The 25320-nt window shown below is 66.8% G+C and carries 20 protein-coding genes; 8 read left to right on the forward strand and 12 right to left on the reverse strand.

Annotated elements, in window-relative coordinates; translation table 11 throughout:
• The 5 genes from betC to KX816_06550 form a co-directional block, all read right to left on the reverse strand.
• Complete coding sequence (gene betC, locus KX816_06530) at positions 1–1518, reverse strand: choline-sulfatase (protein QXQ07666.1); 1518 nt, start codon at positions 1516–1518, stop codon at positions 1–3.
• A gap of 111 nt (positions 1519–1629) precedes the next feature.
• Positions 1630–3909 (reverse strand): TonB-dependent receptor, encoded by a 2280-nt coding sequence (locus tag KX816_06535; GenBank protein QXQ07667.1) that lies wholly within the window; start codon positions 3907–3909, stop codon positions 1630–1632.
• Entirely contained in the window at positions 3881–4486 is a 606-nt protein-coding gene (locus KX816_06540) for a helix-turn-helix domain-containing protein (GenBank protein ID QXQ07668.1), read from the reverse strand. The genes KX816_06535 and KX816_06540 overlap by 29 nt, the downstream gene beginning before the upstream one ends.
• Positions 4487–4559: 73 nt before the next feature.
• A complete protein-coding gene (locus KX816_06545) occupies positions 4560–6074 on the reverse strand; it encodes a carnitine 3-dehydrogenase (protein ID QXQ08431.1) in 1515 nt (504 codons plus the stop codon).
• Positions 6068–6961: a 3-keto-5-aminohexanoate cleavage protein gene (locus tag KX816_06550; GenBank protein QXQ07669.1), complete on the reverse strand. Its 894-nt coding sequence runs from the start codon at positions 6959–6961 to the stop codon at positions 6068–6070. The genes KX816_06545 and KX816_06550 overlap by 7 nt, the downstream gene beginning before the upstream one ends.
• Before the next feature lie 146 nt (positions 6962–7107).
• Between KX816_06550 and KX816_06555 the strand changes: the two genes are divergently transcribed.
• The 4 genes from KX816_06555 (at position 7108) to KX816_06570 (ending at position 12371) form a co-directional block, all read left to right on the forward strand.
• Positions 7108–8079, forward strand: a complete 972-nt coding sequence (locus KX816_06555; protein ID QXQ07670.1) for a GlxA family transcriptional regulator — start codon at positions 7108–7110, stop codon at positions 8077–8079.
• Between the two features lie 54 nt (positions 8080–8133).
• On the forward strand, positions 8134–9579 hold the full coding sequence (locus KX816_06560; protein ID QXQ07671.1) for a cytosine permease: 1446 nt from the start codon (positions 8134–8136) through the stop codon (positions 9577–9579).
• Positions 9576–10631 carry an alpha/beta hydrolase gene (locus KX816_06565; protein ID QXQ07672.1) on the forward strand — a complete coding sequence of 352 codons (1056 nt, stop codon included), beginning with the start codon at positions 9576–9578 and terminating at the stop codon, positions 10629–10631. Before KX816_06560 ends, KX816_06565 begins: the two co-directional genes overlap by 4 nt.
• Before the next feature lie 312 nt (positions 10632–10943).
• On the forward strand, positions 10944–12371 hold the full coding sequence (locus KX816_06570; GenBank protein QXQ07673.1) for a hypothetical protein: 1428 nt from the start codon (positions 10944–10946) through the stop codon (positions 12369–12371).
• 18 nt (positions 12372–12389) lie between these two features.
• Here KX816_06570 and KX816_06575 read toward each other — a convergent pair whose 3' ends face one another.
• The 3 genes from KX816_06575 to KX816_06585 are packed head-to-tail and all read right to left on the reverse strand — an operon-like array spanning position 12390 to position 13670.
• Entirely contained in the window at positions 12390–12974 is a 585-nt protein-coding gene (locus tag KX816_06575; protein ID QXQ07674.1) for a glutathione transferase GstA, read from the reverse strand.
• A 35-nt stretch (positions 12975–13009) separates the two neighbouring features.
• Positions 13010–13417, reverse strand: coding sequence for a hypothetical protein (locus KX816_06580; protein ID QXQ07675.1), 408 nt, complete (start codon positions 13415–13417; stop codon positions 13010–13012).
• 55 nt (positions 13418–13472) lie between these two features.
• Positions 13473–13670: a hypothetical protein gene (locus KX816_06585; protein ID QXQ07676.1), complete on the reverse strand. Its 198-nt coding sequence runs from the start codon at positions 13668–13670 to the stop codon at positions 13473–13475.
• Positions 13671–13857: 187 nt separating this feature from the next.
• On the opposite strand from KX816_06585, the gene KX816_06590 reads away from it, so the two are divergent.
• The gene (locus KX816_06590) at positions 13858–14157 is read left to right on the forward strand and encodes a hypothetical protein (GenBank protein ID QXQ07677.1); all 300 of its coding nucleotides are present in this window, start codon (positions 13858–13860) and stop codon (positions 14155–14157) included.
• A gap of 14 nt (positions 14158–14171) precedes the next feature.
• Here the strand turns inward: KX816_06590 and KX816_06595 are convergent, their stop codons facing one another.
• On the reverse strand, positions 14172–15119 hold the full coding sequence (locus KX816_06595; GenBank protein ID QXQ07678.1) for a transposase: 948 nt from the start codon (positions 15117–15119) through the stop codon (positions 14172–14174).
• 292 nt (positions 15120–15411) lie between these two features.
• Here KX816_06595 and KX816_06600 point away from each other — a divergent pair.
• Positions 15412–16358, forward strand: a protein-coding gene (locus tag KX816_06600; GenBank protein QXQ08432.1) for an IS630 family transposase whose coding sequence is annotated in 2 segments (ribosomal slippage) — positions 15412–15748 and positions 15748–16358 — 948 coding nt in all. Because the reading frame shifts where the segments join, the coding sequence is not laid out codon by codon here.
• A gap of 60 nt (positions 16359–16418) precedes the next feature.
• On the opposite strand, the gene aceB is transcribed toward KX816_06600, so the two are convergent.
• Positions 16419–18002 (reverse strand): malate synthase A, encoded by a 1584-nt coding sequence (aceB, locus tag KX816_06605; protein QXQ07679.1) that lies wholly within the window; start codon positions 18000–18002, stop codon positions 16419–16421.
• Between the two features lie 2 nt (positions 18003–18004).
• Complete coding sequence (locus KX816_06610) at positions 18005–19387, reverse strand: DUF2083 domain-containing protein (GenBank protein ID QXQ07680.1); 1383 nt, start codon at positions 19385–19387, stop codon at positions 18005–18007.
• Positions 19388–19589: 202 nt separating this feature from the next.
• On the opposite strand from KX816_06610, the gene KX816_06615 reads away from it, so the two are divergent.
• Positions 19590–21185 carry an isocitrate lyase gene (locus tag KX816_06615; GenBank protein QXQ07681.1) on the forward strand — a complete coding sequence of 532 codons (1596 nt, stop codon included), beginning with the start codon at positions 19590–19592 and terminating at the stop codon, positions 21183–21185.
• 317 nt (positions 21186–21502) lie between these two features.
• On the opposite strand, the gene KX816_06620 is transcribed toward KX816_06615, so the two are convergent.
• Positions 21503–23050 carry a PAS domain-containing protein gene (locus KX816_06620; protein QXQ07682.1) on the reverse strand — a complete coding sequence of 516 codons (1548 nt, stop codon included), beginning with the start codon at positions 23048–23050 and terminating at the stop codon, positions 21503–21505.
• A gap of 30 nt (positions 23051–23080) precedes the next feature.
• Between KX816_06620 and KX816_06625 the strand changes: the two genes are divergently transcribed.
• Positions 23081–25300, forward strand: coding sequence for a molybdopterin-dependent oxidoreductase (locus KX816_06625; GenBank protein QXQ07683.1), 2220 nt, complete (start codon positions 23081–23083; stop codon positions 25298–25300).
• Positions 25301–25320: the final 20 nt, after the last annotated feature.

Consider the following 25320-nt stretch of genomic DNA (forward strand, 5'->3'; position numbering starts at 1 on the left):
CTACTCGGCGCGCACGCGCGGGAAGCGCGCTGTCGCCTCGATGTCCTCGAGGTTCAGGTGGCCGCGGACGTACTCCTGCGACGCATCGCGGACCGGGTGGAAATCCCACGATGACCGCGCGCCCTTTGCCGTTGCGGCGGCGACGATGCGCCGGCGGGCCTGGCTCGCGAGCACGTCGGCGTGGACGCGCTCGAGGTTCCAGCGCTCCGCAACCTCGCGGCGGAAGGCAGCGACCGTCGCGGCGTGATCGGCCAAGGCGGCGAGGTTGGCGACTTCGTCGAGGTCGGATGGCAGGTGGAACAGCTGGTCCGGGTCCGCCGGGCAGTGGATGAACTTCCACGGGCCGCGCCGGATCATCACGATCGGCGCGATCGCGGCCTCGCCGAGGTATTCGCCGATGACCTCGTCGTGGCCGCTGCCGCCGGTCAGGTGCGGCATCAGGCTGGTGCCGTCGGCGAGCAGGTCCGACGGCAGGTTGCCCGCCAGTTCGAGCAAGGTCGGCAGCACGTCGAGGAGCGAGACGCTCGCCGCGACACGGGCGGGGGCGAAGCGGCCGGGGGCGTGAACGATCATCGGGATGCGCGCACCGCCCTCGAAGAAGTTCATCTTGTACCAGAGGCCGCGCTCGCCGAGCATTTCGCCATGGTCGCCGATGACCAGGATGACGGTATCGTCGGCCAGCCCGGCGTCGTTCAGCGCCGCCAGCGCGACGCCGATCTGCTCGTCGACGAAGCTGATCGCGCCGTAATAGGCGTGACGTGCGGCGCGCACCTGGGCGTCACTGACCGGGTCGAGGTCGATGCCGCAGACATGGCGCAGGCGTAGCGAGTGCGGGTCTTGCTCGCCGACCGGGATGGCGACCCGCGGCGGCTCGATATCGGCGTCGTCGTACAGGTCCCAATAGCGCTGCGGGATCGCGAACGGGTCGTGTGGATGGGTCAGCGACATGACCATGAAGAACGGACGGTCGTCCTTGCCGCGCGCGATCTCGAACAGCTTGCGGCGGGTCTGGAAGGTGACTTCCTCGTCGTAGTCGAGTTGGTTGGTGCGGATGCAGGTGCCGGCGTTCACGACCGAGTCCATCGAGTGATACCAGCTCGGCCGCGCATCGCTGGTCCAGTCGGGGGTCCAGCCGAAGTCCGCCGGATAGATGTCGGTCGTCAGCCGCTCCTCGAAGCCGTGCTGCTGGTCCGGTCCGACGAAGTGCATCTTGCCCGCAAGGATCGTCCGGTAGCCGCGCTGGCGCAGGTGGTGCGCGATGGTCGGACGGTCGGCGGGGAATTCACAGGCGTTGTCGTAGCCGCCGATCTTCGACGGCAGCTGCCCCGACAGGAACGAGAAGCGCGACGGCGCGCAGAGGGGGCTGTTGCAATAGGCGGACTCGAACACGACGCCCTCGGCGGCAAGGCGCGCGATGTTGGGTGCCCTGACGAGCGGGTGGCCGTAGACGGGCAGGGCGCTCGGTGCCATCTGGTCGGCCATCAGGATCAGAATATTTGGTTGCTTGCCGTCCGCCATCGTCGCCGTTTCCTATAGGGCAGCCTGCATCGCACAGGCCGTCTTGCCCGGCACGAACAAAAGGAGCGAAGCCGGTGGCCCCGCTCCCTTTGAGTGTTCCGGACGCCGGGTTCAGAAGCGCTTGCGCACCGTCACGAATACCTGGCGGGTCGCGCCGACCAGCATCGACTGCAGCGTGCCGTTCGGGTCGGAGTTGGTGAAGCCGTTCTCGCCAAGCGTGGCTATGTACTTCTTGTTGAACAGGTTGGTGACGTTGGCCTGGATATCGAGGCCCTTCAGGAAACCTTCCTGCTGGAAGCGGTAGCCGACGCTCATATCGACCAGCGCCCGCCCGGAGACGCTGGCGTCGTTGTTGTAAGAGTAATAGCGCTTGCTCTGGTAGCCGACGTGAGCCCGGCCGAGAAATTGGCCATCGTCGTAGACGATCTCGCCGTTGATCAGGTGCTTGGGGGTATCGACCACGGTCTTGTTCTTGGTCGCGACGATGAACACGCCGTTGCCGTCGAAGGTGTCCTGGTCGTACTTCGCCGAGGTGAACGAGTAGGAGCCGTACAGCGACAGCGAGCGCGCCAGGCGGTAGGTACCTGCTGCCTCGAAGCCGTTGGTCGTGACCGAGCCGACGTTCGACAGCGACGACGAGCAGCCGACGATGATCGGGCAATTCTGGACGGCGAGCAGTCGATTGTCGAACTTGACGTGGTAGCCGGCGATCGAGCCCTCGAACTTGGGCAGGTGGACGCGGAAGCCGCCCTCGAACGTCTTGCTGGTCTCCGGCTTGATCTTGTCCTCGATCGCCGCGAAGCCGCTCTTGTTGGTCAGGAACGGCGCGGTGTCGAAGGCGCGCATGTTCTCGGCATAGCTGCCGAACGCCTCCAGCTCGTCGATGATCATGTAGTTCGCGCCGACCTGCGGGATGAACATGTCCTTGGCTTTGAGCTTGCCGGACGTGTCCCGGGAGGCGTCGCCCTGGACGAGGTGATTGTCGACGTTGACCTGCAGGCCCTTGAAGCCGGCGTTGATCTTGAAGGCCTCGGTTACCTGCCAGGTGTCCTGGATGGCGAACTGGTAGGTGTTGATCTTGAACTTGTACTGGTACTGGACGAAGAACGGGTCCTTCGGCCATTCCCGCGGCCCGATGCTCGAGACGTTGGGGCCATCGTACAGGCCGAAGAACTCGCGGGTCAGCGTGTAGTTGTTCTTCTCGTACCAGCCACTGGCCTCGATCGTGTGGTTGGCGATCTTGTAGGTCGCCGAGCCGGTCAGGCCACCGCGGTTGATGGCATAGGCCGTCGAGCGCACCGACAGCGCATCGCCGCCCGGGGTCGGGGTGTACGGCGTCCACCAGGTGCCGATGCCCCGGTCGCGGTGGTAATAAGGCGTCAGCTTGATCGCGAGATCGTTGGTTAGGTCATAGTCGATAGTGGCCGAGGCGAGCAGGTCCTTCCGCAGGCCGTAACCGTTGTAATAAGTGTCGTCGACGCAGGTGTAGCCGCCGGCATAGGCATTGCCGGCGCAGTCGCCGCCCGGGTTCGCCTGGTAGGTCTCGGCGATCGAGATTGCCTGAGCGTAATTGTAGCGGAGGTAGTCGTGCTTCCAGCCGTAGCGGCTGACGATGGACGGCGACACGTCCATGTAGTCGTCGTCCTTCCAGTTGGAATAGTCGACGATGCCCGAGATCTTGCCGCGCTCGCCGAGCGGGGCGACGAGCTTGCTGTTGATGGTCCACGCCTGCTGCTTGCCCTTGCCCTTCCACTTGGGGGCATCGAGGTAGGAGCCGCTGAGGTAGCCCTTCAGGCCGTTGCCGAGGTCGCCCGATTCCAGGCGGGCGAAGACGCGCCAGTTGTTGTCGCTGCCATAAGTGGCGGCGGTGTCGACGCCGAACGTGTCGGCCGGGTCGATGCTGAAAAAGCGGATGGTGCCGCCCAGGTTCGAGCTCGAGGCGGTGTCGAGCGCGCCCGACCCTTGCGACAGCTCGACCCGGCCGATGTTGTCGGAGACGATCGCGCGGCTGATGTGCAGCCCGTTGAAGTTGGCGTAGCTCATGTCGCCGAGCGGGACGCCGTCGAGTGTGAAGCCGAGCTGGCTCTGCGTGAAGCCGCGCACCGAGATCCGGGTCGACCACTCGTTGGTGCCGAGCGCATCGGCGGACTGAAACGAGACGCCGGGCAGCTTGTCGAGCACCTTGAGCGGGCTGGTGCCCGGGACGGCCGCCACGATATCGGCCTTGCGCAGTTCCTGGACCTGGCGGGTCTGGCCGCGTCCGAAAACGACGATGTCGTCGGAGGCAGGTGCGACCGCGGCAGCTGCGACTTCGTCGGCGGCATAGGCGACGCCGCTCGTCAACAAGCCGACAAGAGCGACGCTATTGAGTAACAAGGCCCGGTTGCGCATTGGAATTCCCCTTAAGAATGTGTGCGCAGCCGAAATCAGCCGCGTCGTCGCTCACGTCGTCGAACTCCCTGCCGGCGTGAGTGCGGACACTCCGTCGGTTCTGCTTGTCGATTATGCATCCCGGCCGTTCGCCTGCATTGGGCGACAGTGTCCGGGTTGCGGTTTCCCCCCACGGGAACGAGTGGGCGCGCCGGCCGTCCGGGGCGGCCGCGTCACTATCCTGGCGCTCGAGTTCGAAGCCGTCGAACTGGGCGAAGGCCGGGTCGGGTCGGCAGGCTTCGCCGTCGCCGAGTGATTGACGCGCTGCACTCGGACTGACGCCCGTCATTTCCTTGAACTGGCGCGAGAAGTGCGCGCCGTCCGAAAAGCCGGTGTCGATCGCGATCGCGGTGATCGAGTGGCAAGTGTTTGCCAGCATCCAGTGCGCGTGGCGTAGGCGCATCCGCCGATACACGGCCCGCGGCTTGGCCCCGACAACGCCCTGGAACAGTCGTTCGACGTGGCGGGTCGAAAGCTGCAGGCGCGCCGCCTGCTCGTGGATCGGCATCGGATCGGACAGGCGCTGCGCCATCAGCACCAGGGCGCGGCGGACGCGTGTATCGTCGGCGCTGGCTGGCCGGGCGTGCCCAAGGCTCATGCGCCGCGCCCCATCAGCCTGCCATCGCCTGCAGAGGGGGCGAGGTCGCGGGCGTCGGCATTGCAATCCGCCGCCCCGTGCCTTCGGGCGCGGCAACAACCGCGTGGGCTGCCATGAGCTGGCCAACCTTATCGGCGATTTCGGGCAGTGCCGGACAGGAGCGGCCCGACGCGGCATCGACGTGCAGCAACATCTGCTCGGCGGTCGCGATCGGAGTGTCGTCCGCACCGAGCATGGTGTGGAACACGTGCAGCCGCTTGGCGTCGGCGCCGAGCATCTGCGTCGTCACCCGCACCGGATCGCCGAGGCGCGCTTGGCCGAGGTGGCGGATGTGCGTCTCGACCGTGTAGAAGCTGTTGCCCGCTTTCACATAGGCCGAGCCGGCACCGACCAGCGCCAGCAGCCGGTCGGTGGTGTCGCCGAACAGCTTCAGATAGGCCCACTCGGTCATGTGGTCGTTGTAGTCGATCCACGCCGCATCGACGCTGGTCGCCAGCAGCGGCAGTGGACGCTGCAGGTCGAGCATCTGCGGTGCGGGCGCTGCTGCCGCGAGCCGGTCGCCGTGCAGCTTGGCGACGGCACCGGCCGCGAAGTCGTTGATTCGCAGCGCCGCGATCACGTCGACGAGGCAATCGTCGCGCAGCCGCTCGTAGGTGCGGAGGTCGATGCCGCCGGCTTGCTCGTCGGACTGGTTGGAGACCAAGTCTGTCAGTTCGTCGGTCAGCTCCGGCGCGACCAGCTTGGTCCACGGCAGCTTGAGCGCCGGGCCGAACTGGCCGAGGAAGTGGCGCATGCCGGCCTCGCCGCCCGCCAGCCGATAGGTCAGGAACGTCCCCATGAACGACCAGCGCAGGCCGGCACCGTAGCGGATCGCGTCGTCGATCTCGGCGGTGGTGGCGATGCCGTCGTTGACCAGCCACAGCGCCTCGCGCCACAGCGCCTCAAGCAGCCGGTCGGCGATGAAGCCGTCGATCTCGACGCGGACATGCAGCGGCTTCATCCCGCAGCGCTCGTACAGCGCCGCGGCGATCTCGCGAGTGCTGTCGACGGTCTGCGCGCCGCCGCAAAGCTCGACCAGCGGCAGCAGGTATACCGGGTTGAATGGGTGCCCGACGATGAAGCGTTCGGGGTGCGCCAGCCCCTGCTGGAGTCGTGTCGGCAAGAGCCCGGAGGTTGACGACCCGATCACCACGTCGGCGGGAGCGGCAGCGTCGATCTCGCCCAGCAGGCGCATTTTCAGGTCTTCGCGCTCGGGCAGGCTCTCCTGCACGAAGTCGGCGCCCTCGACGGCGTTTCGGATCGAGTCGGCGAACCGTATCTTGCCCTCGGGAGGCAGCAGCCCGGGCATCAGGCGATTCTGCGCCCGACGCGCGTTGTCGATCACCGCCAACGTCTTGCGCTCGACCTCCGGATCGGGGTCGAACAGCGCGACATCCAGCCCGTTGAGCAGGAAGCGCGCGGCCCAGCCGGCGCCGATGACGCCGCCGCCGACGAGGGCGACGGTGCGGATATCGCGCGCGGTCACCAGCGCTTCACCAGCTTGAGCTTGTCGCGGACTTCGGCGGGGCCGAGGATGCGGGCGCCCATGCCCTCGAGGATCTGGCGCGCCCGGCTGACGAGCTGCCCGTTGGTCGCGAGTTCGCCGCGCCCGAGATAGATGTTGTCCTCCAGCCCAACGCGGACGTTGCCGCCGGCCAGCGCCGCCATTGCCACGTACGGCATCTGGTAGCGTCCGATCGAGAAGCCGCTGAAAATGCAGTTGGCGGGCAGCTGCTTGACCATCGCCATCGTCGTTAGCGGGTCGTCGGGTGCGCCGTAGGGGATGCCCATGCACAGCTGGATCATCACGGGATCGTCGAGCAGGCCCTCCCTGATCAACTGCTTGACGAAGACCAGGTGGCCGGTGTCGAACACTTCGAGTTCGGGCCGCACGCCGAGCTCCTGCACCCGCGCCGCCATCGTGCGCAGCATGCCGGGCGTGTTGGTCATGACGTAGTCGCCGGCCGAGAAGTTCATCGTGCCGCAGTCGAGCGTACAAATCTCGGGCAGCAATTCCGCGACATGCACCAGCCGCTCGAGCGGGCCGACCATGTCGGTGCCGGCCGGATCGAGCGGCAGCGGGGTCTCGCCGGGGCCGAAGATCAGGTCGCCGCCCATGCCCGCGGTCAGGTTGATGATGACGTCGACGCCGGACGCCTTGATGCGCTCGACGACCTCCCGGTACAGCGCCGGGTCGCGCGTGCCCTTGCCGGTGGCGGGGTCACGGACGTGGATGTGGGCGATGGCAGCACCGGCCTCTGCGGCTTCGATGGCGGCGGCGGCGATCTGCTCGGGCGTGACGGGCAGCCCCGGATGCTTGTCGGCGGTCTCGCCGGAGCCGGTCACTGCGCAGGTAATGAAGGTCTCGAAGTTCACGCGTGCACCCCCTGCAGCCGCGCGATGTGCGTCTGGCTACTGTATCGCAAGATGTTGCTCAAACCCTGCATTTGCAGCGCGTTTTACGACACCAACATTGCATTCTGCGACATTTTGTCATAATTGGATGACAGGGGCCGGGGCTGATGGAACAAATCGAAAGCTACGCCTTCTTTCTCGTTCCCGGTTTCTCGGCGATGGCGTTCTTTTCGGCGATCGAGCCGTTGCGGGTCGCCAACCGGCTGTCGCCGCACACGCTGTTTGCGTGGCGGCTGTTCTCCAGCGACGGCGGTGCGGTTGAGGCGTCGAACGGCATGCGTGTCATGGTCGATGGGCCGCTCGATGAAACCGCCGCGATCCTGACGATCTGTGCCGGCTTCGAGCCGAAGCAGGGCGAACGGCCGGGGCTGCTCGCAGCGCTGCGCCGCATGGCCCGAGCCGGTGCTGTACTCGGCGCGATGGACACCGGGGCCTACGCGCTGGCGCGCGCCGGGCTGATCGACGACTGCAAGGTGACGTTGCACTGGGAGGCAGTGCCGGCATTCCGCGAGGAGTTTCCCAACATCCGCGTTTCGGACGAGTTGTTCGAGTTCCACGACCGCTTCTTCACCTGCGCCGGGGGCACCGCGGCGCTCGACATGATGCTCGACATGATCGGCCGCCACCACGGTGCCGGCCTGGCTGCCGCGGTCTCCGAGCAATTCATCCACGACCGCATCCGCAGCCCCAGCGACCGCCAGCGGCTGGCTCCGGCGACGCGCCTCGGCACGCGGGACTCGAGGGTGCTGGCGATCGTCGAGCAGATGGACCGGCACATCGAGCATCCGCTCGATCTGGCCGAACTAGCGCGGAGTGCGAGGATCACGCGCCGCCAGATGGAGCGCCTGTTCGACGTCCACCTGGCCGTGGGCCCGGCCGCTTATTACCGCGGCCTGCGGCTGGAGCGCGCCCGGACGCTGGTGCGGGACACTGACCTCGCCCTCATCGAAGTCGCGATGGCGACCGGCTTCACGTCGGAAAGCTCACTGTCGCGCGCCTACCGTCAGCGCTTCGACCGCCCGCCGAGCGCCGACCGCCAGCCGATGTCGCATGCGTTCAAGCACCGCCCCGCCGGATAAGGCAGACCTTCCGGGGGATTAGTCGGCCGACCGGCGGCTTGTGCGGGGAACGACATGCAGCTCGTCGAAAGTCGCTCTATCGATTACGTGCCGCTCGCCGAGCGCCACGGCAAGGTCTGGCACCTGTGGCCGATCTGGTTCACCGGCGACGCGCATCTGGCGACTTTGGCAACCGGCGCGCTGGCGATCCCGCTCGGCCTGTCGTTCGCCTGGGCTGCGGTCGCGATCCTGTCGGGCGTCGCACTCGGCACCTTCTTCATGTCGTTCCACTCGAGCCAGGGGCCCGAACTCGGCCTGCCGCAGATGATCCAGTCGCGCCCGCAGTTCGGCTACCGCGGCGCATTGCTGGTCTGGGTCGTCGCGCTGGTGACGTACATCGGGTACAATGCCTTCAACCAGGTGCTGATCGGCGCGACGATGGAGCATCTGATCGGTGCCAAGCCGATCGTCACCATCGTGCTGTTCACCCTGTTGTCGCTGGTCGTCGCGGTCTGCGGCTACGACTGGATCCACCGCGCCCAGCGGATGCTGGCGGGCGTGATGATCACCGCGCTGACGCTGTTCACGATCGGCGCGATGATCCTGGTCGACAAGCACCTGTTCACCGACTTCTCCAACTTCAAGTCGACGCCGTTCCTGATCCAGTTTTTCGCCGCCGCAGCCTACCAGCTGAGCTGGTCGATCTATGTCTCCGACTACTCGCGCTACCTGCCGCGCGACGTCGGCGTGCGCGCGTCGTTCTGGTGGACGTTCCTCGGGGCCTACATCGGCGGCGCGTGGATGATGATCGTCGGGGCGCTCGCGGCGGCGCTGTTCCCGGCGCTCCAGCTGATCGCCGCGGTGCGGTCGGCGGGGGACGCGATGTACCCGAACTTCGGCATCGTGCTGCTGGTGGTGTCGTCGTTCGCGATGCTGACCGCGACCAGCCTCAACCTGTACGGCGCGTCGCTGACGCTGCTCAGCATCGTCGACAGCTTTCGCAAGATCGCTTTGAACGGCCGCGCCCGGCTGATCGCGTTGGCGGTCGCGGCGATCGCCAGCACCTCGCTCGCCGCGACCGCCAGCGACGACCTGCGGACGCAGTTCGAGCATCTGCTGGCGATCCTGATCTACCTGTTCACGCCGTGGACGGCGATCAACCTCGTCGACTTCTTTATCGTCCGGCGCGGTCACTATTCGATCCGCGAGATCTTCAACCCCGACGGCATCTATGGGCGCTGGAATTGGCGCGGCCTGTCGGCCTACGCGATCGGCTTCGTCTCGATGATCCCGTTCTTCTCGACCGGCTTCTACCGCGGCCCGATGGCGGCGCTGCTCGGCGGTGCTGACATCTCGATGCTGGTCGGCCTGCCGGTGTCGGCGATCGCCTATCTCGTCGCGTGTCGGTCGCTCGACCTGGTCGCGGAACGGAAGGTCGTCGACGTCGCCGATCAGGGCCTCGAAGCCGAGGCCCTTGCGACGGCAGCGCCCGCCAGGCATTTATGGGGTCTCGAAGCATGAACTCTCTCAAGGCGCTCGCGCTCATCGCCGCGCTGCTCGCTGCTCCCGTGGTCGCCGAGCCGAGCGTACCGGCCGTGCCCGCCTTCCAGACCGGCTTCGACGATCTTGGCCCGGCGGTACAGACCCTCGCCGGACCCAAGGCGCGTGCGGTCCATTTCATCGATACCGGCGAGGCCGGCTGGCGGCCGGTCCTGTTCCTCGGCGGGACCGGGACCAGCGCGCGCGCCTTCCTGATGACCGAGTATCTGCAGACGCTGCGCCGCCAGCTTCACCTGCGTTTCATCAGCGTCGAGCGCAACGGTTTCGGCGACACGGTCTACGGTCCAGCGTGGACGTTCGCGGACTATGTCGACGAGGTCTCGGCGGTCGTCGATCACCTCAAGGTGCCGCGCTTCGCCATGGTCGCGATCTCGGGCGGCGGGCCGTATGCGGCGCACATCGCGGCGCGGATGCCGGACCGGTTGCTGTCGGTGCACATGATGGCGGCGCTGGCGGAAACGCGTAACAAGGCGATGGATTGTTCGGTGCCGATCGAGGCGCTGGCGGCTGGCATCGCCAAGACGGTCGGCAATCCGCAAAGCTGGTGGCACATGGCCGACACCAGCCCGACCAAGCGCATCCCCGGTTTCGCCGATCGCAGTTACGACGAGGGCGCGCGCGCCTTCTTCATCCGTGGGCAGGGCGGCGACGCACTTCCGGAGGCGGCCGAGATGAAGCGCTACTGTGGCCAGTCGCTGCCCGACGTCTCCCACGTAAAGGCACCGCTGTTCACCTATTACGGCGAGGCCGATGCACTGGTCGTGCCCGCTAACGGCGCGTGGTGGCGGGCCCATTTCGGCGGCGCCAAGACCGAACGCGCCTATCCCGGCGAGGGCCACGACACCCAGTACCGGCACTGGGACCAGGCCTTGCTCGACATGGCCGGCTTCGGTGGCAAGACGCTGGTCTGCGCCGGCGGCACGGCCGCGATGGTCGATCCCGGCACTGTGGTTGCTCTGCAGGCCAGGGGCGCGACGCTCGGCCTGTGCGCATGGCGCAAACCAGTTCCGTGACTATCGGCTGCAGCGTTCGCCGGCACCGGGCCCGATAGACCAAGGTCGAAGTCCGAGTTCTGCGAAGGCATTGCCACTTTCTGCCAGCCTGGCCCATCTTGCAGTCAACGACCGTCAAACGAGCGAATGCGCTGCTCGTTACTCAAGTGACCGGAACTATAAACGATCTGTTAATAGGTCGCTAGTGTAATGACATCAATCAGGTGTGCATAGGGCGCAAGAACGGGTCAGCATCTAGGTTAGTTTTATATTGACAACATATTGCTTAAGATCAACGAATCGATTATGAATGAATCATGACGGGGGTCCGGCATGGCTGATAGCGAAGACTGGCGTCGTCAGCGTGCTGTCGAGCTCGGTTTGGAGCCTTACAGTAACTTCGCCAAAGGCCAGCCTGCCGCATCGAACACTCACCTTGGTTCGCCGGTACCGTCTTCGGCGGGCACTGAACAGGAGCGTCCCGGCGTCGGAGAGGGTGTCGTCGCGATGCGCCTGCCGCCGCCGGAGAGAGCTCTGGTCGTGGCCAGCGAGACGCCGCGCGAACTGTCGCTACGGCCGATCCAGCCGGTTTATGCCGTTCCTGCCGCGCCCCTACGGAAAGTAACCGACAACCGGGAGAGGGCGCGACGCGACACTCCGAAGATGTCCAGTGTGCGGACCCAGGCCGGGCGTGGTGTTTCGCTTTACTTTGCCGGAGCGGTGCTGGCGGCTGCCGCGGCGGGTGGAGCATGGTTCGCGCTCCAGCAAACGCCACCACCGGCCCCGCAGACCTGGGTCCGGACTGCACAAGCCGAGCCGTCGGTCGCTCTCGCGGCATTGCCCCCGGCTGCGGTCCCGGGGCCGGACCCACAACGGGTGCTGCCGGCGCTGGCGGCGGTAACGTGCGATGAACCCGAGATCGTCGCTGGACTGCGCGCCGCCGCCAGTGACCAGTTGCGGCGGTCCAGCTTCGCTACCGGGAACAATCCGCCCGTAATCGTGGCCGGCGTGTCCAGCGCCCGGCCCAAAGTCGCGGACACCGGTGGTGGACTGACAGTCTGCACCGCCGCGCTCAGCCTGCGTCGCGCCAGCGGCAAGGCGGCGACCTTCGATGTCGACTATGCGGTTCGAGCGGTCGCCGGCTCGCGGCCACAGGTAGTGCCGCTCGGTTTCAATCATCTTGTCGACAGTGTCGCCGCCGCTGCCCCGGTCGAGCCGGCAAGCGCGGCGCCCAGGCTGGCGGCCCTGCCGGACGTGACGAAAAAGCCGTCTCGCGAGTCCACGACGCGCTCGCGGATCGTGGTCGTGGCCAAGCCGATCCTCGTCAGCACGGGGCCGCTGGCAAACACTGCGCCTACCGGCTTCGGGCTGCCGGGTGCATCCACCCTCTCGCTGGCGACCGGGGAAGCGACGGCCCAGCCCGTCGTCAAGGTACCGCGCGGTTGCGACCAGCCGGCGACGCTGTCGGTATCGATCACCTGCCGGAACGCCTCCCTGCTCGCGCTGAACGCCCAAATCGCGGCCACTATCGCGGCGCTCGACCAGCCCAACAATGAACGCATATTGGCGCGCATCAGGAATCGCGCCGACCTGCGCTTCGACCGTTGCCAGTCGGTTCCGTGCGTCGGCAGGGCCTACCGCTACTGGCTCAACGAACTTGCCAGCGTGACACCGGACACGGGCGGAACGGTGACCGCAGGACGCAATGACCGCGAGACGCGCGGCTCGACCGCCTACAGCGAGATCGACGTTCCTCGGTAGCGGTGACGAGCCCGGCGGTCAGGCCAGACCCTCGGCTTCGAACGTCGCCTGCACGGCGGGCCGGCCCTTTAGCCGCGCGTACACGCCGGCCAGGGTGCCGGGGATGGTGACGCCGAACTTGTCCGCCCACAGCATCGTCACCAGCAGGTAGAAGTCCGCGACGCTCGGATGGTCGCCCAGCAGATAGTCGCCGGCGACGCGGTCGCCGAGGTACGCCATCCGCTTGGTGATGTAGGCGCTCGCGTCGGCCTTCTGGCGGTCATCGCCATCATGCCAGAACGGCTTGTAGCTCTTGTGGATTTCGGTCGAGATGTAGGCGAGCGTTTCAAGCAGGCGGGTGCGGCCGAGCGGTCCCGCAAGACCAAACTGCGGATACAGCCCCGCCAGGTAATCCAGCACTGCGATGTTCTCGGTCAACGGCGCGCCGTCGTCGAGGATCAGCGCCGGGACATAGCCCTTGACCGTGACGGCGTTGAAGTCGGCGCCCGACGCGGTCAGCTTGGTCTTGAGGTCGACGCGCTCGCTGTCGAACGCGACGCCGGCCTCATGCAGGACGACGTGGGAGGCGAGGCTGCAGGCACCGGGCGAATAATAGATCTTCATCGGATTGGTCCTTCATTAGGGATTGCGGTGTGCCTCTAACGCCGTTCGGCCCGTCCGTTGCCGATTGCCCAGAACGTCAGGGCGGTGCCGAGGATCGCCGGCAGCGTCACTGTCGGGAAGTCGCGGGCCAGCGCCGAGGGGCCGCAGATGCCGACCGCGACCTCCCAGAAGTGGAACAGCGCGTGGCCCCACAGCCAGAGCGTCGGGCTCGCCCACAACACGACGCGGTACTCGGGCCGCGCCGCGCCGACGAGTAACGCCGCGCCGAGGAACAGGAAGATCAGCCCGATATCGCGGATAAAATGCTGGTTAAACGGCCCGGTGCTGGTCACGCCGGGCACTGCCAGATACCAGTTTCCGGGCGAATACAGCATGGTGAGCCCGTTCAGCACCGCACCGATGCCGAGCACGACGGCGAGGGCGAGACAGAGTCGCTTGAGCATCGTCGTTCCCTTCTAGGATGGTCGAGAGATCGGCAGCGGCGGCGGTTCGGCCAGCCTATTTGCGGGGCGGCGGCGCGACATTCTCAAGCCACCACTCGAACTTCGTCGACCCGAGCTTTGTGTCCGCGCCGGGCAGCGCGACGTCGCCCATGCCCTCCTGCATGCGCGTCAGGATCGCCAGCACCGCGATCGAGACCGGCCGCGACCGGTCGATCTTGGTTACGATCGGCGCGGCGGTCGGCGGCACGTTCATGTCGCTCTGCTGTGCGCCTCGGCCTGCTCACCAAGTGTAGTGGCACGCCAGCCCCGCCGGTCAACCCGTTTCGCCACTTCAACAGGTTGTGGTAACCTCCGCTTTTAATCAGGTGCGGGGAAACCTGCCGCGGAGCATGAAGAGTGTGGGTAGCCACGGCCGGACACCGGCCCTGAAGGGAGTCGAGATGGATCCGAGGGAGAGCAAGCACCTTCACGACACGATCGGATTCGTCGGGTTGCGCGCGCACGCAACCGCGGTCGGCCTGATTCAGCTGACGACCGAGCTCGTCGATGCCGGTGTGCTCGATGCGTCGGCACTGGCGCGGGTCAAGGAGAAGATCGCGCAGGATCTCTGCCTCAATCGCCCGGCGCACACCTCGAAGGCTACCTTCGAGCGCCAGACCAGGGAACGGCTGGACCGGCTGTTTTGCGGCAAGCAGCCCCTCGCGCCGATGACGGTCGCAGCCGGGGCGAAGGCCACCTAGAGTATCCGTTGTGATCAAGCGGATTTCGGTGTCCAGTTTCTGCCTGTTTTGAGCAGCGAGTTTGCCAGGATGACGAGCTTACGCATGACCGCTGTGATGGCTACTTTCGGCGGTTTTCCGGCAGCAACGAGAGCCTTATATTTAGCCTTCATGTCGGCGTTGAACCGGGTGGCGACGAGCGCGGGCATGTAAAGCGCGTGTCGCAGCTGGGCTCGTCCGCCCCGGATATGACGCTTGCCGCGGTGCTGCCCGCTGTCGCGGGCGATTGGTGCGAGGCCGGCCAGCGACGCGACCTGCTTGCTGTCGAGCGTTCCGAGTTCGGGCATTTCGATGAGCATGGCGATCGCCGTAGTCTCGCCGATACCGGGAATGGAGACGAGAACCTCGAAGCGCGTTGCAAGGTCCGGCTCGCGGGACAGGCTGGCTTTCAGCTCGGCGTCGATCGCGGCGATCTGCCGGTCGATCTGGGCAAGCCGCTGCGCGGCGTGGCGTTTCAAAAGCCGCGAGCGACAAACATGCTCGCGGTTCTTTGCAGCGGTCCGGTCCTTGACCAGGCCGAGCCTGGCAACCTGCAACTCCTTCATATCGTCGAGGATCTCGCTGACGATTGGCCGCGACGGCAGCTCGAGCAAGGCACCCATGCGTGCCAGCATCGCGGCGTCGACTGCATCGGTCTTGGCGTTGCAGCCGATTGCCTCGGCAAAGCGCCGGGCCTGGCGCGGGTTGACCTTGGCAAGCGGCAAGCCGGCACTACCGAGCCGGCGCTCGAAGTTGTGGTGGTAGCGTCCGGTCGGCTCGAAGACGACGCGGGCGATGCGACGATCTGCAAGCCAGCCCAGCAAGGCCTTGAGGCCTTTGGCATCATTGGTGAACTGGCGGGCTGTGCCCGCCGGGTGCAAGTGAACGTCGAGCGTCGCTTTGCAGATATCGACGCCGACATTCTGAGCTATACTGGTCTCCATCTTTTCCAGGTCCTCTGCTTGTCATGCGGGCCCACAAGCCCACGTATCCGTTCAGGCCACAGGAAAAGAGAAGGGCGATCAAACTCTAGCTCGGTCCATGACGACCAGCATTTTTACGATCCGTCCCTTCCCGCCACCGGCGAGTTTGCGGCTCGTCGGCGGCGGCCTATCTTCGCAGAAAGGCCGGAGTCTTCATAAGACAAGCATCTTTCGAGCTGACAGACTCGTTGGGGATTCCCAAGCCGGCTTCGATCTGATTCAAGATGCATGCTGGCGAGGGAGGCTGGCGTGCATGACCAAGGCGCTGTCGATCGATCTTCGTGAGCGTGTTGTTGCGGTGATCGACGGGGGTTTGTCACGACGCCAGGCGGCGGCTCGGTTCGGGGTCAGCGTGTCGAGCGCGATCCGTTGGCATGCGCTGGCGAGACAGACGGGTGCTGCCACGCCAAAGCGGCAGGGCGGCGACCGGCGCTCGGGACGGATCGAGGCCCATGCCGACATGATCCTCGGCGCCGTCGCCAGGCAGCCCGACATCACGCTTGCCGAGCTACGCGAGATGCTTACCGGGCACGGCGTCACCGTCGGCATCGCGACGCTGTGGCGGTTCTTCGCGCGTCGGAAGATCACGCTCAAAAAAAGTCCGGGCATGCAGCGGAGCAGGATCGTCCCGACGTCGTAGCTCGCCGCGAGGCGTGGTTCGAAGGTCAGCTCGACCTCGATCCGCATCGCCTCGTGTTCATCGACGAGACCGGGGCCAACACCAAGATGGCGCGCCTTCACGGGCGTGCCCCGTGCGGGCAGCGGCTGCGGATGAGCGTGCCGCACGGACATTGGAAAACCACGACGTTTACGGGCGCTCTGCGGTTGACGGGCATGACCGCGCCGATGGTGCTCGACGGCCCGATGACGGGCGAGTGGTTCCTCGCCTATGTCGAGCAGGTGCTGGGGCCGACGCTCAGCCCCGGCGACGTGATCATCATGGACAACCTGCCAGCCCACAAAGGCGCCGCCGTCCGTGAAGCCATTGAGGCGAGCGGCGCGACGCTGCTCTTCCTCCCGCCATACTCGCCCGACTTCAACCCGATCGAAAACGCCTTCTCGAAGCTCAAGGCGCTGCTCCGAAAAGCCGCCGCCCGAACCGTCGACCAGCTCTGGACCGTCATCGGCAACAGCCTCGACGCATTCACACCCGACGAATGCGCCAACTACTTCAGGCACGCCGGCTATGATGCGTACTGATCGGAAAATGCTCTAGACCGAGCCGGTAATGCGGCTCGGTCCAGTGGGGCCCGCTGCGACCTACTTCGCGAAATAATGCGCGTAGGCCGGCAGGGTCAGGAACGACTCAAGCTCGTCCGCCAGAACCAGCGTCCGGAAGATTTCGGCCGCCTCGACGTACTTGCCCGCCGTGTAGAAGTTGTCGCCGACATCCTTCTTCCAGACGTCGAGCTGCTCATCCGTCACGCGCGAGATCAGGTCCGCCGTCACCGGCTCGCCGCTGTCGAGCACGGCACCCGTCACCCGCCATTGCCACAACTGCGTGCGGCTGATCTCGGCGGTGGCGGCGTCCTCCATCATGTTGTGGAGCGGGGCCGCGCCGACGCCGCGCAGCCACGACGCGATATAGCCGATGCCGACGTTGACGTTGTTGGTCAGTCCGGCCAACGACTTCGGACCCGGGGGTGCGACGGTCAGCTGTTCCGCGGTGACGCTGCCCTCGGGGATCTTCGACAGCTGGTTCGGCCCGGGCATCGCCTTGTCGAAGACCTCCATCGCGATCCCGACGAGGCCCGGGTGCGCAACCCAGGTGCCGTCGTGGCCGAAGTCCGCCTCGCGCTCCTTGTCGGCGCGGACGGCGGCAAAGGCCTTGTCGTTGGCGGCCTCGTCACCCTTGACCGGGATGAACGCCGACATGCCGCCCATCGCGTGCGCGCCGCGCTTGTGGCAGGTGCGGATGACGTGCAGCGCATAGTCACGCATGAACGGCACGGTCATGTTGACGGCGCCGCGGTCGGGCAGGACGTGGTTCTTGTCCGCTCCGAAGCACTTGATGTAGCTGAAGATATAGTCCCAGCGGCCGCAGTTGAGGGCCGCGATATGGTCACGCAGTTCGTACAGAATCTCGTCCGCCATGAACGCGCCCGGCAGCGTCTCGATCAGCACCGTCGCCTTGATCGTGCCGACCGGCAGGCCAAGCACCGACTGGGCATAGACGAAGACATTGTTCCACAGCCGCGCCTCGAGATAATGCTCGAGCTTCGGCAGGTAGAAATACGGCCCCGACCCCTTGGCGACGAGGGCCTGGGCGTTGTGGAAGAAGTACATTCCGAAATCGAACAGCGCGCCCGCCACCGCTTCGCCGTCGACGACCATGTGCGCCTCCGGCAGGTGCCAGCCGCGCGGGCGGGCAAGCAGCGTCGCGGTGGTTTCGTTGAGCTTATAGCTCTTGCCCTTGTCTTCGAGCGTGATCGTGCCCGCGACCGCATCGCGCAAATTGACCTGGCCCTCGACCATGATCTCCCACGCCGGGGTCGAGGCGTCCTCGAAGCACGCCATGTAGCATTTTGCGCCTGAGTTGAGCGCGTTGATGACCATCTTGCGGTCGACCGGCCCGGTGATCTCGACGCGGCGGTCCTGCAGGTCGGCGGGCGATCCCGCGACCTTCCAGTCGCCGTCGCGGACGCTCGAGGTCTCGGGCGCGAATTCGATCGGATTGCCCTCGTTCCACCAGCGCTGGCGCTCGTAGCGGGCGCGGATCAGGGCTTGCCGGGTCGGCTCGTACTGGCGGTGCAGATTGGCGACGAACAGCATCGCGGCGTCGGTCAGGATGGTCTCGAATCCGGGCTTCATCGCGCCGGTGATCTGGACGCCGTCAACAGCCATTTTCAGTCTCCGGTAGGGGCGAATCGGAAGGGGGTGATGCCGCGAGTACGCTCGTCGATGACCAGCCGTTCCCCACGTGGAGGCAGGCTGCGCTGGCGACATGCCGTGCGGCGGCAGGATGCGCAACCCAGTCCGATCGGCGTCCCCGGGGTCGTTTCGAGGTCGAGACCGGCGGCATAGACCAGTGGCCGGGCGTGGCTGACCTCGCAGCCGACGAGGCAGGCGAACTCGGGTCGCGGCTGCCCGAACGGCATGCCGTAGGTGCGAACGGTGCGGGTAACGGTGAGATAAGCGGCCCCGTCCTCGGTCTCGACCAGCTGCCGGACGATCGACCCCGGCCGGTCGAAGGCGGCGTGCAACGTCCACAACGGGCAGCCGCCGCCGCGCGCCGCCAGCGCCGAGCGCGTCCCCGAGAAGCGCTTCGAGATATTCCCGGCGCGGTCGGTGCGGAGCATGAAGAACGGCACGCCGCGCAGGCCCGGGCGCTGCAGCGTCGTCAGCCGGTGCGCGACCTGCTCGAATCCCGCCCCGAAGCGCGCCTGCAGCAGCTCGATGTCATAGCCGGTGGCCTCGCAGGCGGCGTGGAACCGGCCATAAGGCATCATGATCGCGGCGGCTGCGTAATTGACCAGGCTGACCACCGCCAGTCGCTGGGCGGAGGCGGGCAGGGCGGCCCCGGCCAGCGTCGCGTCGATGACCGGGCGGAGTTCGCTGAGCACCAGCTGGCTTGCGACCGCGAAGGTCCGCGACGCCGCGTCGAGCATCTCCGACAATTGCAGCTGGCGGGCGTGCAGGTCGAGGCGGCGCAGCAGGTCGGGCATGATGTTGGCCGGCAGGACACGCACGCCGAGGCCGTGGCGGACACGGAGCCGGTCGGCCGATGCGGCACCGAGATCACCCGACGCGAGCCGCAGCTCGTCGGCGAGCGCCTCGCAAGCGGCGTCGAGCTCCGGGAAGTGGTTGCGGCGGTCGAGCAGGAACTCGGTCACCGCCTCGATCGCGCTCGGCTCGTCCGCCGGGCTGGCCCCGCCGAGCGCGGCGTGAAGCCGGAGTAAGGCCTGCGCGACCCCGGGTGAGGCGGCGGCGACCTCGGCCAGCTCGGCGCGCCCGACCGCGATCCCCGCCAGCGCCGGTTCGGCGAACACCCGCTCCAGCTCGACCGCCAGCGCGTCGCCGTCGTCGCCGGTCAACTGGCGGAGATCGAGGTTGTAGGTCGCCGCCAGCTTGAGCAGGAACGCGGCGGTCAGCGGCCGCTGGTTGCGCTCGATCAGGTTGAGATAGCTGACGGAAACCCCGAGGTCGGCCGCCATGCGGGTCTGCGTGACGCTCTGTGCGAGACGGAGGCGGCGCAGGCGCGCGCCCGCGAACAGCTTGCGGTCGCTCACCGGCTTGTCAAGAACACGTACAACACGACAGCTCCCTTACCGCTCATCTACACATTGCGACACGATTTCGACAAGTGGGGTAATTGACCGGTAACCTGCACGCGAGCATTGGCTGCGTCATCGGACAAGGGGAGGATCGGCGGGAGAGACGATAACGTCCCCCGCCGTATCATTTGTAAAGAACCGGTCAAAGGATCATCGCATGGCGTACCAGGATCATACCTCCGCGATTGGCGACTTGATCGCCTCCAAGTCCGGCACCTGGGACGGTATCAGTGCCGAGGCCGTGGCCCGCATGCGCCTCCAGAATCGCTTCCAGACCGGCCTCGACATCGCCCGCTACACCGCCGGCATCATGCGCGCCGACATGGCCGCCTACGACGCCGACCCTGCCGACTACACCCAGTCGCTCGGCTGCTGGCACGGCTTCATCGGGCAGCAGAAGCTGATCTCCATCAAGAAGCACTTCGGCACCACCAAGGGCCGTTACCTCTACCTATCGGGCTGGATGGTCGCGGCGCTGCGCTCCGAGTTCGGCCCGCTGCCCGACCAGTCGATGCACGAGAAGACCAGCGTGCCCGCCCTGATCGAGGAACTGTACACCTTCCTGCGCCAGGCCGACGCCCGCGAGCTCGGCGGCATGTTCCGCGAGATTGACGCGGCGCGCGCCTCCGGCAACATCGCCCGCGAGAAGGAACTGCTGCTCGCCGTCGACAAGTACCAGACCCACGTCGTGCCGGTGATCGCCGACATCGATGCCGGCTTCGGCAACGCCGAGGCGACCTATCTGCTCGCCAAGAAGATGATCGAGGCCGGTGCCTGCGCCCTGCAGATCGAGAACCAGGTCTCGGACGAGAAGCAGTGCGGCCACCAGGACGGCAAGGTCACCGTGCCCCACGAGGACTTTCTCGCCAAGGTCCGCGCCTGCCGCTACGCCTTCCTCGAACTCGGCGTCGAGGAAGGCATCATCGTCACCCGCACCGACTCGCTCGGCGCCGGCCTGACCAAGCAGATTGCCGTCAGCCACACCCCCGGCGACCTCGGCGACCAGTACAACAGCTTCCTCGACTGCGAGGAGATCACCCCCGAGAACGCCCGCAGCGGCGACGTCATCATCAACCGCGACGGCAAGATGCTGCGTCCCAAGCGCCTGCCGTCGAACCTGTTCCAGTTCCGCGCCGGAAGCGGCGAGGACCGCTGCGTGCTCGACAGCATTACTTCGCTGCAGAACGGCGCCGACCTGCTGTGGATCGAGACCGAGAAGCCGCACATCGAGCAGATCGCCGGCATGGTCGACCGCATCCGAGAAGTCATCCCGAATGCCAAGCTCGTCTACAACAACTCGCCGTCGTTCAACTGGACGCTGAACTTCCGCCAGCAGGTGTTCGACGCCTGGACCGCTGCAGGCAAGGATGTCTCAGCCTACAACCGCGCTGGTCTGATGAGTGTCGACTACGACACCACCGATCTGGCGGCCGAGGCCGACGAGCGCATCCGCACCTTCCAGTCGGATTCGGCCAAGCGGGCGGGCATCTTCCACCACCTGATCACGCTGCCGACCTATCACACCGCCGCGCTGTCGACCGACAATCTCGCCCGCGAGTACTTCGGCGAGCAGGGCATGCTCGGCTACGTGCTCAACGTCCAGCGCCAGGAAATCCGCCAGGGCATCGCCTGCGTCCGTCACCAGAACATGTCCGGCTCCGACCTCGGCGACGATCACAAGGAGTATTTCGCCGGTGAAGCAGCCCTCAAGGCCGGCGGCGCGCACAACACGATGAACCAGTTCGCAGCCTGACGCAGATCGATCGTTTTCCTCAACACGTAATCCCGGCGATAGCCGGGACTCGTCTCCCGAATTCAGGGGATGGGTCCCAGCTTTCGCCGGGATGATGCTGTCGGGTTGGACCTGTCCTACGGCTCACCCATCTGGTACAATGCGATCAAGCCAAACTCACTGGCACGCGCTCTTTCTCATCTCTGGTGACAAGTCACGACGCTAAGCCGTTGCGAAATCGTGCGGGCTCGTCCTAGCTCGAAATCAGCAAAGACCCTCGTTGGCGTAACCTCTGTAAACTCTCACGCGCGCCCGCCGCACCTGAAAATAAATCGGCGCTACTTTGCATCAGGCAGCGTAATCCTGAAACGCGTCCCCGGCGCGGCATCCTCGACCTCGACCGTAGCGCCGATCTGCCGGCTCAGCGACCGCACGATCTTCATGCCCAGCGACGGCGCGCCGAGCATCGAGAAGCCTTCGGGCAAGCCGACGCCGTCGTCGGCGACCTCGAGCCGCACCGCGCCGCTCTCGCGCCGAAGCGCGACGCGGATGATGCCCTGCGCCCCACCCGGGAAGGCATATTTGAAGGCGTTGGTGAGCAGTTCGCCGACGATCAACGCCAGCGGCACGGCGCGGGCCAGTTCGAGCACCAGCTCATCGTCGGCCTCGAATTCGAGGCCGACCAGCCCCTGCGCACCGTGGGCGGCGACGTTCTCGGCTGCCAGATCGCGCAGGTAGCCGACCAGGTCGACGCGGTCGTGGGCACTGGTCGAGTAGAGCCGCTGGTGCATCGAGGCGACGACCGCGACCCGTCCTCGCGCCTCGAGCAGGCTGGCGCGGAGGAGCTGGCTCTCCGACTGCGCGGCCTGCAGCGACAGCAAGGCGGTGACCAGCTGCAGGCTGTTCTTGACGCGGTGATTGACCTCGTGGAGCAGCATGTCCTTGCTCTCGACCGCTTGCGCCAGCGCGGCTTCGGCGCGCTTGCGGGCGGTGATGTCGAGACTGGCGATCGAGATGCGGGGCTTGGCCGACGCGCCGGCAGGCATCGGCGTCAGCGTTGCGGTGAACCAGCGCTCGCCGTCGGGGCCGTCGAACGGATACTCCATCGTCGTCGACTTGCCGCTGGCGTGAGCGGCATGCATCGTTGGCATCATCGATGTCGGCAGTCGGTCGGAGGTGAGGCTGCGCGCCGTCCGTCCGGCGACCCCTTCGCCGCCCCAGAACCGGGCCATCCGCCGGTTGGCGAGGACGAAGGTAAAGTCGTCCTCGTCGAGGTCGAGGATCGCGGTGAACAGCCCAGAGGTCTCGAAGAAGGCCAGCAGTGCCGCCTCGGAGTCGGACAGGCGGTTGGCCAGCGAGACTTCGCCGCTGACATCCGAGTTGACGCCGTACCAGCGGATCAACCGCCCGTCGGCATCGTGCACCGGCGAGACCCGGGTCAGGAACGGCCGGTAGCTGCCGTCGGCGCCGCGCAGCGGAAAGGTCATCTCGAACGCCGCGCCGGCTTCGAGGGCGGAGGTCCAGCTGGCGAGGACAGCAGGCAGGCGCTCGGGGTCGTGGACGCTGCGCCAGCCCCAACCCTCCATCTCGCTCGGGGTCGTGCCGGTGTAGCTGTACCAGCAGCGGTTGTACCAGAAGATGTAGCCGTCGGCGTTGGCGATCCAGCACGGCGTCGGCAGGTTGTCGGCGAACGAAGCGAGTTCGGCGCCGCGGTCGGCAGTCTCGGCGAAAGAGGCGTCGGTGTGATTCGCCGGACGGCCCCCGCTGGCCGGGCTCGGCACGATCTCGAGGACGGGAATTTTCGACGGCACTGCATGCTTCTTGGCCTGCCCGCGACGAATTGCCAAGCCGGTCGACCCGCCAACCGGCTCCGAGGCCTTCGACAAGCGCGGCGGCGCGCGCTAGCACGTTAAGACATGGCCCGTTCCGATCCCGAACCGTCGCTGCCGCCGAAGCGCCGCCTGACCCGACGGCGGTTCATCGTCGGCACCGGGGCGGCGGCTGGCCTGGTCGTCGCCTATGCCGCGTGGCCGCGCCACCGGGCGCTGAACTGGGCGACGGCACCGAACGAGACGCTGATCAACGGCTGGGTCAAGATCGGCACCGACGGCCGGGTGACGGTCGCCGTGCCGCAGGCCGAGATGGGGCAAGGGGTCTATACCAGCCTGCCGCAGATCCTGGCCGACGAGCTCGGTGCGGACTGGAACACCATCGCGGTCGAGCCGGCACCGCTGCATCCGGTCTACGCCAACCAGGGCATGACACTGGACGTCGTCGCCGGGATGCCGGCCGCGTTGCGGGGCGTCGGCGGTTGGGTGATGCGCGAGCTGGTCGAGCGCTACGACATCCAGATGACCGGCGGCAGCACATCGATCCGCGGCTTCCACGACACCATCCGCCTCGCCGGGGCCTCGGCGCGCGAGATGCTGCAACGGGCGGCGGCGCGCGAGTGGGACTGCGACTGGCGCGACTGCAAGGCGGCCAATGGCTTCATCACCTACCAGGCGCGGTCGGCGCGCTTCGCCGAGCTGGCAGGCAAGGCGGCGCAGGAGGACGCGCCGAGCGCTCCGGAGTTGCGGCCTGCAGCAACTCGCAAGCTGATGGGGAAGAGCGTGCGGCGGCTCGACATTCCGGGTAAGGTCGATGGGTCGGCGCGCTTCGGGCTCGACGTGCGCCTGCCGGGACTGCGCTATGCCGCTGTCCGCTCCGGGCCGACCGGCGACCCCAAGCTGGTCTCGGCGAGCGCCCCCGCCGGGGTCGCGATGGTCAAGGGCCCGAGCTGGGTCGCGGTAGTCGCCGACGGCTGGTGGGCCGCAAAGACCGGGCTCGACCAGGTCAAGGCCGAGTTCGCCCGCATCCCGAAGCAACCGGGACCGTGGATGGAACCGGCGCTCAAGGCGGCGATCGCCAAGCCGGGTACGGAGGTGGCCTCGCACGGCGACGTCGGCAGTCTCCAAGGCGCGGGTGTCGTCACCGCCGACTACACCGTGCCGTTCGTCACCCATGCCTGCATGGAGCCGATGAACGCGACCGCGCGGGTCGTGGGCGGGCGCGCCGAGATCTGGGCCCCGACCCAGTCGACGACGATGGTGACGTGGGCGGTGGCCAAGGCGCTCGGCATCGAGGAGAGCGCGGTGACGGTCCACCCGACGCTGCTCGGCGGCGGCTTCGGACGCAAGGCGGAGACCGATGCCTGCGTGCAGGCGGCCTTGATCGCAAAGGCGGTCAAGGCACCGGTCCAGCTGATCTGGAGCCGGGAAGAAGACATGGCGCAGGGGCGCTACCGTCCCGCCGCAGCGGCGCGGATGCGCGGCCGCATCGGGCCCGACAAGCACGTCGCCGCATGGGCAAGCCGGGTCGCGGTGCCCGACGTCGGTGCCTCGTTCATGGGACGCAACATCCCGGCGCTGGGCGGCAAGCCGAAGGCCGCCGCGGAGAGCGTCGACGGCACACAGGCGTTGCCCTACGCGCTGCCCGGTTTTCTGGCCGAGCATGCGCTCGTCGACCTGCCTGTGCCGCTCGGCTTCTGGCGCTCGGTCGGACATAGCTTCACCGGCTTCTTCGTCGAGAGCTTCATCGACGAGCTCGCCCATGCCGCCGGGACAGATCCCGGCGCGTTCCGTCTCGCGATGCTCCGCGACCAACCCCGTCACCGCGCCGTGATCGAGGCCGTGCTCAGCGCCAGCGGGCCGCTCGGCCAGGATGCGCCGGGCGTAGGGCGCGGCATGGCACTCGTCGAAAGCTTCGGCAGCATCGTCGCCGAGGTCGCCGAGGTCCATGTCGACAAGGCCGGGCTGCGGGTCACCAGCGTCTGGGTGGCGGTCGACTGCGGCCCGGTGGTCAACCCGGACATCGTCCGCGCCCAGATGGAAAGCGGCGTCATCTTCGGGCTGACCGCGGCGTTAAAGGGCCGCATCAACTTCGTCGACGGCGCCCCCGCGCAGACCAACTTCGACGGCTACCCGCTGCTTACACTCGCCGAGACGCCGGTCATCGAGACGATCCTGGTGCCGAGCAGCGCGCCACTCGGTGGCGCGGGCGAGCCCGGCACGCCGCCGATCGCCCCCGCCGTCGCCAACGCGGTCTTCGCTGCCACCGGCAAGCGCCTGCGCGACCTGCCATTGACGCTCGTATGACGGACTTGCTCGTGACGGAC

The sequence above is a fragment of the Sphingosinicellaceae bacterium genome (assembly GCA_019285715.1).
In the GTDB taxonomy this organism is placed as follows: Bacteria; Pseudomonadota; Alphaproteobacteria; order Sphingomonadales; family Sphingomonadaceae; genus Glacieibacterium.